Origin of the sequence: Variovorax humicola, from assembly GCF_037889915.1 — a bacterium.
GTDB lineage: Bacteria > Pseudomonadota > Gammaproteobacteria > Burkholderiales > Burkholderiaceae_C > Variovorax > Variovorax humicola.
The window spans coordinates 151,811-166,420 of the sequence record NZ_JBBKZV010000011.1; the positions used below are offsets into that span (position 1 = coordinate 151,811).

The 14,610-nt window shown below is 65.3% G+C and carries 12 protein-coding genes; 3 read left to right on the top strand and 9 right to left on the bottom strand.

All coding sequences use genetic code 11. From position 1 onward, the window contains the following. Window positions 1–167: 167 nt before the first annotated feature. A complete protein-coding gene (locus WKW80_RS18970; RefSeq protein WP_340365121.1) occupies window positions 168–1,619 on the top strand; it encodes an NAD-dependent succinate-semialdehyde dehydrogenase in 1,452 nt (483 codons plus the stop codon). Between the two features lie 190 nt (window positions 1,620–1,809). Here the strand turns inward: WKW80_RS18970 and WKW80_RS18975 are convergent, their stop codons facing one another. The 9 genes from WKW80_RS18975 to purT form a co-directional block, all read right to left on the bottom strand. Next, entirely contained in the window at window positions 1,810–2,982 is a 1,173-nt protein-coding gene (locus tag WKW80_RS18975; RefSeq protein WP_340365122.1) for an ABC transporter substrate-binding protein, read from the bottom strand. A gap of 211 nt (window positions 2,983–3,193) precedes the next feature. Continuing rightward, window positions 3,194–5,050 (bottom strand): AMP-dependent synthetase/ligase, encoded by a 1,857-nt coding sequence (locus WKW80_RS18980; RefSeq protein WP_340365123.1) that lies wholly within the window; start codon window positions 5,048–5,050, stop codon window positions 3,194–3,196. 6 nt (window positions 5,051–5,056) lie between these two features. Continuing rightward, window positions 5,057–5,836 carry an ABC transporter ATP-binding protein gene (locus WKW80_RS18985; protein ID WP_340365124.1) on the bottom strand — a complete coding sequence of 260 codons (780 nt, stop codon included), beginning with the start codon at window positions 5,834–5,836 and terminating at the stop codon, window positions 5,057–5,059. Between the two features lie 97 nt (window positions 5,837–5,933). Then, entirely contained in the window at window positions 5,934–6,752 is an 819-nt protein-coding gene (locus WKW80_RS18990) for an ABC transporter ATP-binding protein (protein ID WP_340365125.1), read from the bottom strand. Between the two features lie 608 nt (window positions 6,753–7,360). Next, window positions 7,361–8,437 (bottom strand): branched-chain amino acid ABC transporter permease, encoded by a 1,077-nt coding sequence (locus tag WKW80_RS18995; protein WP_340365126.1) that lies wholly within the window; start codon window positions 8,435–8,437, stop codon window positions 7,361–7,363. Window positions 8,438–8,694: 257 nt separating this feature from the next. Then, complete coding sequence (locus tag WKW80_RS19000; protein WP_340365154.1) at window positions 8,695–9,570, bottom strand: branched-chain amino acid ABC transporter permease; 876 nt, start codon at window positions 9,568–9,570, stop codon at window positions 8,695–8,697. A 19-nt stretch (window positions 9,571–9,589) separates the two neighbouring features. Then, complete coding sequence (locus WKW80_RS19005) at window positions 9,590–10,405, bottom strand: helix-turn-helix domain-containing protein (protein WP_340365155.1); 816 nt, start codon at window positions 10,403–10,405, stop codon at window positions 9,590–9,592. A gap of 136 nt (window positions 10,406–10,541) precedes the next feature. Beyond that, window positions 10,542–11,483, bottom strand: coding sequence for an alpha/beta hydrolase (locus WKW80_RS19010; protein ID WP_340365127.1), 942 nt, complete (start codon window positions 11,481–11,483; stop codon window positions 10,542–10,544). Window positions 11,484–11,590: 107 nt separating this feature from the next. After that, complete coding sequence (purT, locus tag WKW80_RS19015; RefSeq protein ID WP_340365128.1) at window positions 11,591–12,805, bottom strand: formate-dependent phosphoribosylglycinamide formyltransferase; 1,215 nt, start codon at window positions 12,803–12,805, stop codon at window positions 11,591–11,593. A gap of 93 nt (window positions 12,806–12,898) precedes the next feature. Between purT and WKW80_RS19020 the strand changes: the two genes are divergently transcribed. Then, a complete protein-coding gene (locus tag WKW80_RS19020) occupies window positions 12,899–13,747 on the top strand; it encodes a 3-hydroxybutyryl-CoA dehydrogenase (RefSeq protein WP_340365129.1) in 849 nt (282 codons plus the stop codon). A 26-nt stretch (window positions 13,748–13,773) separates the two neighbouring features. Next, window positions 13,774–14,589, top strand: a complete 816-nt coding sequence (locus WKW80_RS19025) for a crotonase/enoyl-CoA hydratase family protein (protein WP_340365130.1) — start codon at window positions 13,774–13,776, stop codon at window positions 14,587–14,589. Window positions 14,590–14,610 lie beyond the last annotated feature (21 nt).

A 14,610-nucleotide genomic window follows, 5' to 3' on the forward strand; every position in this document is an offset into this window, starting at 1 on the left:
GACGCGCTCGCCGCCGAATTGCGGGATTGCGCCAGCGTCCAGGGCTTTCCGGCGGCGCGGCGCAGGCCCGACGAAGCATAGAACCCCGCCGGCTGCGGGCTTAAGGCGGGCAGCCGCAGCCGCCCGCGCGGTCGGCCTATCATCGCTGTCCCATTTGAGGACTTCGCATGACATCCACGACCACCACCTACCCCGACACCCGACTCCTGATCGCCAACGAGTGGGTCGACGCCATCAGCGGCAAGACCATCAATGTCATCAACCCGGCCAACGGCAAGGTCATCGGGAAGGTTGCGCACGCCGGCATCGCCGACCTCGATCGCGCCTTGGCCGCTGCGCAGAGCGGCTTCGAAAAGTGGCGCAGGACGCCCGCCAACGAGCGCGCCATCCTCATGCGCAAGGCGGCCGGCCTGCTGCGCCAGCGCGCCGGCGACATCGGCCGCATCCTGACGCAGGAACAGGGCAAGCCGTACGTCGAAGCCCGCGGCGAAGCCACCGCCGGCGCCGACATCATCGAATGGTTCGCCGACGAAGGCCGCCGCCTGTACGGCCGCATCGTGCCGTCGCGCAACATCAACGCGCAACAGCTCGTGATGAAGGAGCCGCTCGGTCCGGTCGCTGCCTTTACGCCGTGGAACTTCCCGATCAACCAGATCGTGCGCAAGCTCGGCGCGGCTCTGGCCAGCGGCTGCTCGTTCCTGGTGAAGGCACCGGAAGAAACGCCCGCCTCGCCCGCCGCGCTGCTGCAGTGTTTCGTCGACGCGGGCATTCCGCCTGGCGTGGTCGGCCTGGTGTATGGCGATCCGGCCGAGATCTCGAGCTACCTGATCCCGCACCCGATCATCCGCAAGGTGACCTTCACCGGCTCGACGCCGGTCGGCAAGCAACTGGCTGCATTGGCCGGCCTGCACATGAAACGCGCGACGATGGAGCTGGGCGGCCACGCACCCGTCATCGTGGCCGCCGATGCCGACATCGCCTTGGCGGTGAAGGCCGCAGGCAGCGCCAAGTTCCGCAACGCCGGGCAGGTCTGCATCTCGCCGACCCGATTCCTCGTGCACAACAGCGTCCGCAGCGAGTTCGCGCGTGCGCTCGGTGCGCAAACCGAGAAGCTGAAGCTCGGCGACGGCCTGGACGAAACCACCACGCTCGGTCCGCTCGCCAACGCACGCCGCATCGGCGCGATGGAAAAGATCCTGGCCGACGCGCGCGCCACCGGCGCCAGGGTGGTGACCGGCGGCGAGCGCGTGGGCACCGACGGCAACTTCTTCGCGCCGACCGTGCTCGACGAGGTGTCGCTCGAAGCCGATGTGTTCAACAACGAGCCCTTCGGCCCGATCGCGGCCATCCGCGGCTTCGACACGCTCGAGGAAGCGATCGCCGAAGCCAACCGCCTCCCCTACGGCCTGGCCGGCTACGCGTTCACGCAGTCGATCAAGAACGCGCACATCCTGGCGCAGCAGGTGGAGGTGGGCATGCTGTGGATCAACCAGCCCGCGGCGCCCACGCCCGAAATGCCCTTCGGCGGCATGAAGGATTCAGGCTACGGCTCGGAAGGCGGACCGGAGGCGATGGAAGCCTACGTGACGACCAAGGCCGTCTCCATCATGGCCGCATAAACCGATCCGAAAGCAACCCATCCGGGGAACACCGCGGAACCGGCTTTGCCGGGCCGCTGGTGTTGCCCCCGGTAGGGGGTGGGAGGAGCGTCACGAAGTGACGCGGAGCCTGGGGGCGAGCAACAACCCTCCCCGGTAGGGGGTGGGAGGAGCGTCACGACGTGACGCGGAGCCTGGGGGCGAGCAACAGTCAGGGCGCGACGTAGTCGGACATCACCTTCCACTTGCCGTCCACGATCTGCGACAGGCGCGACTGGTCATTGCCCAGCCGCTTGGTCGCGGTGAAGCTCATCTTTGGCGAGCCGAACATGTCCGGCTCGAAGGTGGTGTTGTCCATCACCTTGATGAAGCTGTCCGTCGATAGGTTGGCGCCGGTCTTCTGCGCCACCTGGATGAAGGCATCGATGATCTCGTAGCCATAGGCGCTGAAGACGGTCGGGTCTTCGTTGAACTTGGTCTTGTACTTGTTGGCCCAGAAGCGCAGCGGCTGCGACTGCTCGTCGGTGTAGGGGTTCTGCACCGTCATCGTCGCGTAGATGCCATCCATCGCCTTGCCGCCGAGCTTGTGAATGAGGTCGGTGTAGGCAGCGCTGGTGCCGATGAAGATCGGATTGAAACCCGTCTTGCGCGATTCGCCGACCGTGCCGATGGTTTCGCGAACGATGGTGCCCAGCACCACGAGGTCGCAATTGGATGACTTGAGCTTGGCGACCTGCGAGCTGAAGTCGGTGGCGCCGCGCTTGTACGAGGTCTTCTCGGCCACTTCCATGCCGATCGATTTCAGGCCGGCCTCGGCGCCGCGCTCCACCTCCAGGCCGAACTCGTCGTCCTGGTAGATGGTGCAGACCTTCTTCGCGCCCTTGTCCTTCACCAGCTTCGGCAGCGCGATGCGCATCTGGTCGTAGTAGGTGGCGGCGAACGAATATTTCAGGCGGTTGAACGGCTCGTACATCTCGCGCGCCGCGGTGATGGGGAAGAAGTTGATCACGTTCTTCTCGAACTGCACCGGCATGGCCGCCATGTTCGGCGCGGTGCCGATGTGGCCGGCCATGATGAAAATCTTTTCCTGGTTGACCAGCTTCTGCGCCGCCAGCACGGCCTTCTTCGGGTCATAGCCCGAGTCCTCGACCAGCAGCTTGAGCTTGCGTCCGTTGACGCCGCCCTGCTCGTTGATTTCGTCCACGCGAAGCTGCATGCCATTGCGCGATTGCTTGCCGTAGGCGGCCAGCGGACCCGACAGGTCCTGGATCGTGCCGACCAGGATCTGGTCCTTGCTGACACCCTGAGATTGCGCAAACGCAGCGCCGGCGCCAAGCGCCAACGATGCAGCCAGAGCCAACGCCGTCAATGTCGTCTTCATCATCACTGTCTCCTTTGGTCAAAAAACCGTATCAATTCCAGGAACACCGCGGAACCGGCTTTGCCGGGCCGCTGGTGTTGCCCCCGGCAGGGGGGAGGAGGAGCGCACGCAGTGCGCGCAGCCTGGGGGCGAGCAACAAGCCTTCCGGGCCGCTGGTGTTGCCCCCGGCAGGGGGTGGGAGGAGCGCACGAAGTGCGCGGAGCCTGGGGGCGAGTCATGAATACATCGCCTCGATGCGCTCGGCGTACTTCGTCTGCACGAGCTTGCGCTTGAGCTTCATCGTAGGCGTGAGTTCTTCGTCTTCGGCGCCGAGCTGCGTCTCGAGCAGGAAGAATTTCTTGATCTGCTCGACGCGTGCGAACTTGACGTTGACGCGGTCGAGCTCCGACTGGATCAATTCAAGCACCTCCTTCGCGCGCGTGAGGCTCTGGTAGTTACTGAACGGAACGTCGTGGTCCTGCGCAAACTTCTCGACGTTCTCCTGATCGATCATGATGATCACCGTGAGGTAAGGCTTCTTGTCGCCGATCACCACCGCGTCGGTGATGTAGGGGCTGAACTTGAGTTCGTTCTCCAGTTCGCTCGGCGTCACGTTCTTGCCACCGGCCGTGATGATGATGTCCTTCATGCGGTCGGTGATGCGGAAGTAGCCGTCCCCGTCCATCGCGCCCACGTCGCCCGTGTGCAGCCAGCCGTCGGCGTCGATGGTCTCGGCCGTCTTCTCCGGCTGGTTGAGGTAGCCCATGAACACGTTGGGACCGCGCACCAGGATCTCGCCTGTCGGCGGATCGATGCGCACCTCGTTGTACGTCGTCGCCGGCCCGATCGAGCCGGGCTTGATGCGCGTGGCCGGCATCGCAGTCGACGCGCCACACGATTCAGTCATGCCCCACACCTCGAGCATCGGCACGCCCAACGCGAGATACCACTTCACCAGCTCCGGCGAGATGGGCGCCGCGCCCGTCACCAGGAAGCGCGCGCGATGAATGCCGATCATCTTGCGCGCGTTGTCGAGCGCGAGCGTGCGCGCAATGCGGAACTTGAGCTTGAGCATGCCGCCGACCTCCTCGCCCGCCAGCACCTTGGCCGCGATCGCTTCGCCAACGCCGATGCTCCATTTGTACGCGGCCTGCTGCAGCGGGCTCGCCTCCTTCAGCGCGATCATCACGCCGGAATAGAACTTCTCCCATACGCGCGGCACGGCGGTGAACACCGTGGGGGCAATCTCGCGCACGTTCTCGGGCACGGTCTCGGGGTTCTCGACGAAGTTGAGGATGGTGCCGGTGTACATCCCGAAGTATTCGCCGCCCATGCGCTCGGCGATGTGGCACAGCGGCAGGAAGCACATGCGCTGGTCGCGCTCGTCCTGCGCGATCTGCGTGTTGAGGCCGCGCGCCGAGTAGACAAGCCCCCCGTGGCTGTGCATCGCCCCCTTGGGCTTGCCGGTGGTGCCAGAGGTGTAGACGAGGATCGCGAGGTCATCCGGACGGCACGCGGCCACCGCACGCTCCACTGCACCAGGATGCGTCTTCAGGTACTCGCGGCCGAGTGCGCGCAAGGCATCGAGGCTCATCACGTCCGGATCGTCGAGATCGCGCAGGCCTTCCATGTCCTGCACGATGATCCTGCGCAACAGAGGCAGCCCCGCCCGCACTTCGAGCGCCTTGTCGAGTTGCTCGTCGTCCTCGACGAACAGCACCGTGGTGCGCGAGTCTTCGCAGAGGTAGCGAACCTGCGACGCGGCATCGGTCGGATAGATGCCGTTGGCCACGCCACCACAGCTCAGGACGGCCAAGTCGCACAGCACCCACTCGATGACGGTGTTGGAAAGAATCGATGCGCATTGGCCCGATCCGAAACCGATCGCCATCAAGCCGCCTGCGATTTCCTTCACGGCATCGGCCGTCTGGTGCCAGCTCCAGCTGCGCCAGATGCCTAGCTGCTTCTGCCGCATCCACACGCTGTCGCCGCGTTGCCGCACTGCATTCCAGAACATGGCGGGAATGGTGTCGCCAGGCACGACGATTTCGAGCTTTGGCTGGATGGCGCTGGTGTCCCAGAGTCCTTGCATGGCGGCTTATCTCCAGGTCTTCTTCTTTTTCCAGCGCCGCTCGCCGCGCACGCCGTCGTCCTTGAGGCCGAGGTAGAACTCCTTGATGTCGTCCTTCTCGCGCAGCCGGTCGCAGCTGTCTTCCATGACGATGCGGCCGTTCTCGAGCACGTAGCCGTAGTCCGATGCATTGAGCGCCATGTTGGCGTTCTGCTCGACCAGCAGGATGGTGGTTCCGCGCTCGCGGTTGATGCGCACGACGATCTCGAAGATTTCCTTGGTGAGCTTGGGCGAGAGGCCGAGGCTGGGTTCGTCGAGAAGGATCAGCGCCGGCGACGCCATGATGGCGCGCGAGATCGCGAGCATCTGTTGCTGGCCGCCCGACAAGAGCCCGGCATCCTGTGTTGCGCGCTCGCGCAGGATCGGGAAATAGCCGAACACGGTCTCCATGTCGCGCGCCACGCCGTCGCGGTCGGTGCGGGTGTAGGCGCCCATCAGGAGGTTGTCCTTCACCGACAGCAGCGGAAACACTTCGCGGCCCTCGGGCACATGGCTCAGGCCCTGTTGCACGATGAACGCCGGATCCTTGGCGGTGATGTTCTCGCCCTTGAACTCGATGCTGCCCTTGCGCGGGTCGATGATGCCGGAGATGGTTTTCAGGATCGTGGTCTTGCCGGCCCCATTCGAGCCCAGGACCGTTGCGATTTCACCGGGTCTGACTTTGAGGCTCACGCCGCGGATGGCCTTGATGGGGCCGTAGGCGCTTTCCACGTTGAGCAACCGGAGGACTGGCTGGTCTGTGCTCATGCTGCTTGTCCTTGGAGCGCTCGTTTGTTCGGGGTGCGCCGTGGCATTGCTCCCTCTCCCTCGGGGAGAGGGCTGGGGCGAGGGCGGCCGACGCCAATCACGCCACGGCCCTCCGCAAACTGCTCACGTCATCGACGGTCCCAAGGTAAGCCTCGATGACCTTCGCATCGGACTGAACCTCGATCGGCGTTCCGGTGGCAATGACCTCGCCCTGATTCATTGCCAACACGCGATCGGAAACCTTGGACACGAGCGACATGTCGTGCTCGACCATCAGCACCGACACACCCAGTTCCTGCTGGATGTCCTGAATCCAGAAAGCCATGTCGGCCGTCTCTTCGACGTTCAATCCCGACGATGGCTCATCGAGCAGCAGCAACTTCGGTTCGGTGCACAACGCACGCGCCAACTCCACGACCTTGCGCACGCCATAAGGCAGGCCGGCCACCATCGAATCGCGGTGATGCTGCAGGTCGAGCAGGTCGATCACCTGCTCCGCCTTTTCGCGCGCCGCGATCTCCGCGCGGCGCGTGGCCGGCGTGAAGAACACCTCGCTCAAGAAGCCCGTCTCGCGATGCGTGTGGCGGCCTATCAACAGGTTCTGCAGCACTGTGGCGTACTCGAACAGTTCGATGTTCTGGAACGTGCGCGCAATGCCCAGCGCCGCGATCGAGTGCGGTGCCTGCTGTGTCAGCGCGAGCGGGTTGCTTTCGCCGTGCCACGTGATCTCGCCCGTCGTCGGCGTGTAGATGCGGCTGATGAGATTGAACACGGTCGTCTTGCCGGCGCCGTTCGGGCCGATCAGCGTGAACACTTCGCCGCGCCGCACGTCAAAGCTCACCTTGTTGACCGCCAGCACGCCGCCGAAGCGCACGCTCAGGTCTTTCGCGGAGAGAAGGACGTCGTTGCTGTTCATCTGGGCTACTCCAGCTCGAGCTGTATTGCTGGCTGAATGCGATCGGGCGTGCTCGGGGTTGGAGCGCGGAGGTCCGGGGTGCGGAGGTCCGGGGTGCGGAGGTCCGGGGTGCGTGCCGAGGCCATTGGGTATCCCCCTCCGCGAATGTCCCCCGCCTTCGGCTCCTCCTTTATTTCGCTGTGGGGGACACCCAGCACCCCCGGCACGTGGAACGGTCGGTGGTAGCGGCCGATCAACGACTGCGCGTCTGGATCACGTCGATGGTGTGCTCTGCGCAGCGAAATAAAGGAGGAGCCGGCAGCCGCAGGCTGACGGCGGGGGACATTCGCGGAGCAGAGCACGCCGTCGGCGTGATCCCGCCCCAATCGCAACCGCAACCGCAACCGCAACCGCAACCCAAGCCAAGGCTCCAGGTTCAGCCCCACCACGCCCGAGCCACACGACATCGTTTTCATCTCAGTTTTCCACCACGCATCGCGTGACCCGCGACGCATGAAACCAGGACGAGCACGGCGAAGTCTGTTCGTGGGCACCTGCGGAACCGGCTTTGCCGGGCCGCCGGGTGCACCCCCTCGAGGGGGAGGCGCCGCAGGCGCATCGGGGGTGATTCATTTCAATCGATCCGACTTGGTGAACGACTTCTGGCGCTTGAACAGCCCGCGTCTGTAGAACGGAAACAACTGCAGCCACGTCCGCACCTTCAACCAGCGTCCATACAAGCCCAGCGGCTCGAACATCACGAACGCAATCAGCACCACGCCATACACAAGCCCCTGCAACCCGGGCGCCTGCCCCACCACCGCCGGCAGGTAATCCTTGCCGAGCGAAATCAACTGCGGCATTGCAATCAGGAAGATCGCGCCAAGGAACGCACCGTGCACCGAGCCGAGCCCGCCGATCACCACCATCAACAACAGATCGATCGACTGCAGGATGTTGAACTGGTCCGGCGAAATGAAGCTCAGCTTGTGCGCATACAACCCGCCGCCGACACCCGCGAGCGCGGCCGAGATCGCGAACGACATCGTCTTGTAGCGCGCCAGATGAATGCCCATGCTCTGCGCTGAAATCTCCGAATCGCGGATCGCCACGAAGGCGCGACCCGTCGGCGAGCGCAACAGGTTCAGGATGCCGAGCGTCGCCAGCACCGCGACCACGAGGCACAAGTAGTAGAAGCCATTGCCCGAGCCCAACTCCCAGCCGAACAGCGCCGGTGCGTTCACATGCAGCCCCGAATTGCCGCCCGTCACGCTCTCCCACCGCGCGAACACCTCCTCGACAATGAAGCCGAATGACAGCGTCGCGATGCCGAGATAGATGCCCTTCACGCGCAGCGCAGGCATCGCCACCACCACACCCACCGCAGCCGACAGTGCCGCCGCGCCGAGCAGCGCAATCGGAAACGGCGTGCCCATGTTGGCCAGCACCGCCTGCGTATAGGCGCCCGTGCCCAGGAACGCCGCATGCCCGATCGAGAACTGCCCGGTAAAGCCCGCGAGCAACATCAGCCCCAGTCCGACGATGCCGTAGATCAACACGAAAGTGAGCTGCGCCATCCAGTACTCGGGCACCACCCAGGGCGCGACAAACAAGGCAACGCACAACAACCCGTACCAGAACATGTGCCCGCCATGCTTGGCCAGTGCGATGTCCTGCGCATAGGAGGTCTTGAAGATGAACCGCATGTCACCCGCTACGCAACAGGCGAACTGCAACGGTCGATCGATGCAGCGCAATTGCCAGGAATACCGTGGAACCGGCTTTGCCGGGCCGCCGGTATTGCCCCCGGCAGGGGGTGGGAGGAGCGACACGCAGTGCGCGGAGCCTGGGGGCGAGCAACATTTCCACCGCGGAACCGGCTTTGCCGGGCCGCTGGTGTTGCCCCCGGCAGGGGGTGGGAGGAGCGACACGCAGTGCGCGGAGCCAGGGCGAGCAACATCCTTTAGACCTTCTTGCGCAGCTTCTCGCCGAACAGACCGTTGGGCTTGAACATCAGCATCAGCAGCACCACGATGTACGGAGCCGTATCCTTGAAACCATCCGGCAGATAAAAGCCCGAGAACGATTCGACGACGCCGATCACCAGCCCGCCGACGATCGCACCCGGCAAGCTGCCGAAGCCGCCGACCACCGCCGCCGGAAACGCCTTGAGCCCGATGAAGCCCATGTTCGCGTGCACGAACGTGATCGGCGCGAGCAGCATGCCGGCAATGGCGGCGACCGCTGCGGCCAGCCCCCACACCAGGCCGTTGAGCCGCTTGACGGGAATGCCCATGTAGTACGCCGCGAGCTGGTTCTGCGAGGAAGCCTGCATCGCGATGCCGAGCTTGCTGTAGCGGAACATCGCGAACAACAGCACGCACAGCACCGACGTGGCCGCGATGATCACCATCTGCTCGACGTTGAGCACCAGGGCACCGACGTTCCAGATCTGGTCCTTGTAAGGCACAGGCAGCGTGTTGGTGTCGGTGCCGATACCCGGCAGCATCGTGATCACACCGCGCGCAACATACGCAATGCCGATGGTCAGCATCACGATGGAGAACTGCGGCTGCCCGAGGATCGGCCGGATCACCACCAGCTCCAGCAACACGCCGAACGCCGCCATCGCCACGATCGCCAGCACCGCCGCCAGCCAGAACGGCAAGCCCATCATCGAGATGCCGGCAAAGGCTGTGAACGCGCCAAGCATCATCAACTCGCCCTGCGCGAAGCTCACCGTTTCGGTGGCCTTGTAGATCAGCACGAAGCCCAGCGCGATCAGGCCGTAGATGCAGCCCTGTGCGATGCCGGAGATCAGCAGCTGGATGACTTGCAGCAAGAAAAGCCTCCCGAATTCACAACACCACGCGCCCGGCGTCATGCAACGCGAGGCGGCGCGATCCGGCAAGGATGTCGCTCGGACGCAGGCCATAGACCTGCCGGATCGAATGGCTGAAATGTGTGGAGTCGGGGTAGCCCGTGTCAAGGGCGATGTCGGTCAGCGTGGACGGCTCGCGGACGTAGCGCAGCAGGCTGCGCGCGCGCTTCCAGGCGCGGAACGATCGAAACGGCATGCCGGTTTCCTGCTTGAACAGATGCAGGAAGCGCGAGAACGACAGATGCACTGCAGCGGCACAGGATTCGGCCGACGCGGGGCCTGCGGGATCGGCATTGATGCGGTCGACAACTTCGCGAATGCGTGCGTCGAAGCTGCGCTGCGCCAGTACCGCGCCGAAGAACAGGCTGTCGAAATCAAGGCTGCTGAAGCACTCCCTGCCCGAGGCCGAGAGCAGCAGCGCATGGCCGTCGCGCACGCGCTGCACAAAGGCGGGCGCATCGACCGGGCCGCAGTGCTTCAGGAACGAAGGCAGCGCGCCGGCGTCGACCGAATCTGCTTCGAGAAGCAGGTTGAGGATCAGCGGGCTCGCGCTCTGGATCTGGTGCGGCACCTGCGGCGGCACCACCAGGAGTTCGCCGCTTTGCCAGGCGCCGCCGCCCATGCGGATGCGGTTCGGCGGCGCGCCGTCAGGCGTCACATACACGGCGTGGCCGCCGAGCGTTCGCTCGCCCGCCGCGCCGAGCAAGCCCGCGTAGAAAACGCGCTGCGTGGTGATCCACATGAGTCGCTCGCCCCTCTTTGCAGGTCGCGCGCTGCGGATTGACTCCTGCATGCCCTGATTGCCTCCTGCGTTGGTGGATTCGATGGGCATGGTCGTGACTTCGTTTCGCGGTCGGGGCATCGTAGCGGCGCAAATCGACGCGCGAGGCTCATTTGCGCCGGGACTTTCCCTAGTGGCCCGCAACAGCTCAGGGCCGCAATGCGCGCCGCAATTCGGCAGCGCAGAGCGCGACGGCGGCGTTCGCCTCGTCGAGCACCTTGCCCATCGTGATGAAGCCGTGAATCTGCCGCTCGAAGCAGACGTAAGACGCGCGATTGCCGGCCGCGACCAGCGAGTCGGCATAGTCGAGGCCTTCATCGCGCAAGGGATCGAACCCCGCCGTGATCACGAGGGCCGGCGGCAACCTGGACAGATCCTTGTGCAAGAGCGGCGACGCGTGCCAGTCGAGGTCCTGCGCCGCATCGGTGATGTAGTGGTCGTGGAAGTAGGTGATGGTGTCGGCCTCGAGCAGGTAGCCCTTGCCGTTGGTCGTGTGTGACGCGTGGCCGCGGCGCATGTCGGTGCCGGGGTAGATCAGCAACTGGTACGCGATCGGCAGGTCGCCCGCATCGCGAGCCATGATGGAGATCACCGCGGCGAGATTGCCGCCGGCACTGTCGCCGCCGACGGCGAGCCGGCTCGCATCGACGCCGAGCGAAGCGGCCTCCTGGCGCACCCAGCGCGCCGCCGCCAGCGCGTCGTCGACCGCGGCAGGAAAGCGGTGCTCGGGCGCGAGTCGATATTCGACCGCGACCACCGCGCAGCCCGAGCCGTTGCACAGCTCGCGGCACAGCACGTCATGCGTCTCGAGGTCGCCGATGACCCAGCCGCCACCGTGGTAGTACACGAGCACGGGCAATACGTCGGTGCCCTGGCTGCCCATCGGGCGATAGAGCCGCAGCGGTATTGCACCGCCGGGGCCGGGCGCGCCGAGTTCGCGCACTTCGGCCACCGCAGATGGTTCAGGCTGGGTGACGGCGCGCCGCTCGCGATAGAAGGCGCGCGCTTCTGCAGCCGGCAAGGTGTGCGTCGCAGGCACGCCGCGCGCAACCATGAAGTCGAGCAGGCCGCGGGCTTGGGGGTGAAGCATGGGGAGTCCCTTGGAGGTCGGTTGGAAACGCCCAGTTTGGAGCGTCACCCGACTTTGGGGAATCCGCAGGCACCCGGATGGGCCGTCCTCCCTTCCGGGTCGCGACGTCAACTTGCGGGGCTGTCCTCGCGAGGCTTGACGCAGGCTGCCGCCTCGCGCGCGCGGCTGCGGGCCGTGTCCACATCGTCAGCGTGCACCAGCGCAACGCCCATGCGGCGCTTGAGGAAGCTTTCGGGCTTGCCGAACAGGCGCACGTCGGCGCCCGGCACGCGCATCGCGTCTGCCACCCCGTCGAAGACGATGCCGTGGGCGTCGACGCCGCCGTAGATCACCGCGCTGGCGCCCGCGCTCTTGAGCGAGGTGTCCACCGGCAGGCCCAGGATGGCGCGCGCGTGCAGCTCGAACTCGTTCTGCCACTGCGTCGCCATCGTCACCATGCCGGTGTCGTGCGGACGCGGGCTGACTTCGCTGAACCAGACTTCATTGCCCTTGACGAACAACTCCACGCCGAACAGCCCCTGCCCGCCAAGATCGCCAGTGACCGCCTGCGCAATCTGCTGCGCCTTCTGCAGCGCAGCGGGCGCCATCGGGTGCGGCTGCCAGCTTTCGACGTAGTCGCCGCTCACCTGCAAATGGCCGATCGGCTCGCAGAAGGATGTCTGCACCTTGCCGTCGGCACCCATGGATCGCACTGTCAGCAGCGTGATCTCGTAGTCGAAGTCGATGAAGCCCTCGACGATCACGCGGCCGTGACTCACGCGGCCACCGGCCATCGCGTAGTCCCAGGCCTTCTGTACGTCGGCCGGCCCGTCGATCTTGCTCTGGCCCTTGCCGGAACTGCTCATGACCGGCTTCACGACGCACGGGTAGCCGATGCCGCCGTCGATCGCGGCTTGCAACTCGGCGAATGAATCGCAGAACTTGTAGGGGCTGGTCGGCAGGCCCAGCGTTTCGGCGGCCAGGCGGCGGATGCCTTCGCGGTCCATCGTGAGGCGCGCGGCACGCGCCGTGGGAATCACGCGCACCACGCCGGCATCTTCCAGTTGCTGCAGCATCGGCGTGGCGATGGCTTCGATCTCGGGCACCACGAGCATCGGCTTCTCGGCCTCGATCAGTGCCTTGAGCGCGGCCGGGTCGCTCATCGTGATGGTGCGTGCATGGTGCGCGACTTGCTGCCCCGGTGCGTTCTCGTATCGATCGACGGCGATTGTCTCGACGCCGAGGCGCTGCAGGGCGATCAGCACCTCCTTGCCGAGTTCGCCGGAGCCCAGGAGCATCACGCGGGTCGAGGAGGGGGAAAGGGGGGTGCCGAGGGTGGTCATGGTGACGGACTTTAATTCAGCGCGTGGCCGACAATGGCGCCAATGGGGGCGCGTACGCCCTCTTCCCGTTCCTTCAACTTCAGGAGTCTTCAAATGACCATTCAAACCGTCGGCATCATCGGCGCCGGCACCATGGGCAACGGCATCGCGCAGGCTTGCGCCGTCTCGGGCGTGAACGTCGTGATGGTCGACATCGCACAAGCCGCGGTCGACAAGGGCATTGCCACCGTCTCGGGCAGCCTTGACCGGCTCATCAAGAAGGAGAAGCTCACCGAGGCGCAGAAGTCGGAGGCATTGGGCCTGATCAAGGGCTCGACGAACTACGAGGACCTGAAGGCCGCGCAACTCGTTATCGAGGCCGCGACCGAGAACCACGCGCTCAAGCTCAAGATCCTCAAGCAGGTCGACGAGTTGCTGGGGCCGGGCGTGATCATCGCGTCGAACACTTCGTCGATCTCGATCACGCAACTGGCCGCGGCCACCTCGCGCGCCGACCGCTTCATCGGCATGCACTTCTTCAACCCGGTGCCGATGATGGCGCTGGTCGAGATCATCCGCGGCTACCTGACGAGCGATGCCACGCACGACGCGGTGAAGGAACTGGCGCAGAAGCTCGGCAAGTCGCCCATCACGGTGAAGAACGCGCCGGGCTTCGTGGTCAACCGCATCCTGATCCCGATGATCAACGAGGCCTTCTTCGTGCTGTCCGAAGGCATCGCCACGGCACAGGACATCGACGACGGCATGAGGCTCGGCTGCAACCAGCCGATCGGCCCGCTGGCGCTGGCGGACATGATCGGCCTGGACGTGTGCCTCGCCGTGATGGAGGTGTACCTGGCGCAGTTCGGCGATTCCAAGTACCGCCCGTGTCCGCTGCTGAAGGAGATGGTCGCCGCGGGGCAACTGGGCCGCAAGACCAAGCGCGGCGTGTACAGCTACTGAAAAACAGAACGAGGAGACGACAGCCCATGACCGCCATTCCCACCACGCCGCCCGCAGAAGGCTGCATCGACACCCAGGTCCTCGGCCACGTGCTGCTCATCGGCATCAACCGCCCGGCCAAGCGCAACGGCTGGACCCCGCCGATGTTCAGGCAGTTGGCCGAGGCCTATACGCAGCTGGACGACGACCCCGGCTTGCGCGTCGGCGTGCTGCATGCCTTTGGCGATCACTTCACCGCCGGGCTCGACCTGCCCGCGGTGGCGGAGTACATGCGGCGCGGCGAGAAGGCGATTCCGGCCGGGCTGGTGGAGCCGCACGACTTCGGCCTGCCGGACTACCGCCGGCGCGTCAAGCCGATGGTGGTGGCGGTCAAGGGCATCTGTTTCACGGTCGGCATCGAGTTGATGCTGGGCGCGGACATCGTGGTCGCCGCCGACAACTGCCGCTTCTCGCAACTGGAAGTGCAACGCGGGATCATGGCCACGGGCGGTGCGACGCTGCGCATGGCTGAGCGCGCCGGCGTCGGCAACGCGATGCTGCACCTGCTGACGGCGGACGAGTTCGACAGCGCCGAGGCCTTCCGGCTGAACTTCGTGCAGAAGGTCGTGCCGGCCGGGCAGGAACTGGACGCGGCGCTTGCCATTGCGCAGCGCATTGCGGCGCAAGCGCCGCTGGCGGTCGTCGCGACGCGGCTCAACATCATCAAGGCCGTGGAACACGGTCCGCTGGCCGCCGTTGCCGAATTCATCGAGACGCAGAAGCGCCTGTCGAACAGCGAGGATGCGGCCGAGGGCGTGCGCTCGTTCATCGAGCGCCGGCCTTCGAAATTCACCGGGCGATAGGCGCGCCGGCGGGCTGAATGC

What these genes read in the sequence shown, in the direction of transcription:
- WKW80_RS18975 (WP_340365122.1), bottom strand. Translation starts at nt 2,982, where the DNA reads ATGATGAAGACGACATTGACGGCGTTGGCTCTGGCTGCATCGTTGGCG.
- purT (WP_340365128.1), bottom strand. Translation starts at nt 12,805, where the DNA reads ATGACCACCCTCGGCACCCCCCTTTCCCCCTCCTCGACCCGCGTGATG.
- WKW80_RS19020 (WP_340365129.1), top strand. Translation starts at nt 12,899, where the DNA reads ATGACCATTCAAACCGTCGGCATCATCGGCGCCGGCACCATGGGCAAC.
- WKW80_RS18990 (WP_340365125.1), bottom strand. Translation starts at nt 6,752, where the DNA reads ATGAACAGCAACGACGTCCTTCTCTCCGCGAAAGACCTGAGCGTGCGC.
- WKW80_RS18970 (WP_340365121.1), top strand. Translation starts at nt 168, where the DNA reads ATGACATCCACGACCACCACCTACCCCGACACCCGACTCCTGATCGCC.
- WKW80_RS18980 (WP_340365123.1), bottom strand. Translation starts at nt 5,050, where the DNA reads ATGCAAGGACTCTGGGACACCAGCGCCATCCAGCCAAAGCTCGAAATC.
- WKW80_RS19025 (WP_340365130.1), top strand. Translation starts at nt 13,774, where the DNA reads ATGACCGCCATTCCCACCACGCCGCCCGCAGAAGGCTGCATCGACACC.
- WKW80_RS18985 (WP_340365124.1), bottom strand. Translation starts at nt 5,836, where the DNA reads ATGAGCACAGACCAGCCAGTCCTCCGGTTGCTCAACGTGGAAAGCGCC.
- WKW80_RS19010 (WP_340365127.1), bottom strand. Translation starts at nt 11,483, where the DNA reads ATGCTTCACCCCCAAGCCCGCGGCCTGCTCGACTTCATGGTTGCGCGC.
- WKW80_RS18995 (WP_340365126.1), bottom strand. Translation starts at nt 8,437, where the DNA reads ATGCGGTTCATCTTCAAGACCTCCTATGCGCAGGACATCGCACTGGCC.
- WKW80_RS19005 (WP_340365155.1), bottom strand. Translation starts at nt 10,405, where the DNA reads ATGCAGGAGTCAATCCGCAGCGCGCGACCTGCAAAGAGGGGCGAGCGA.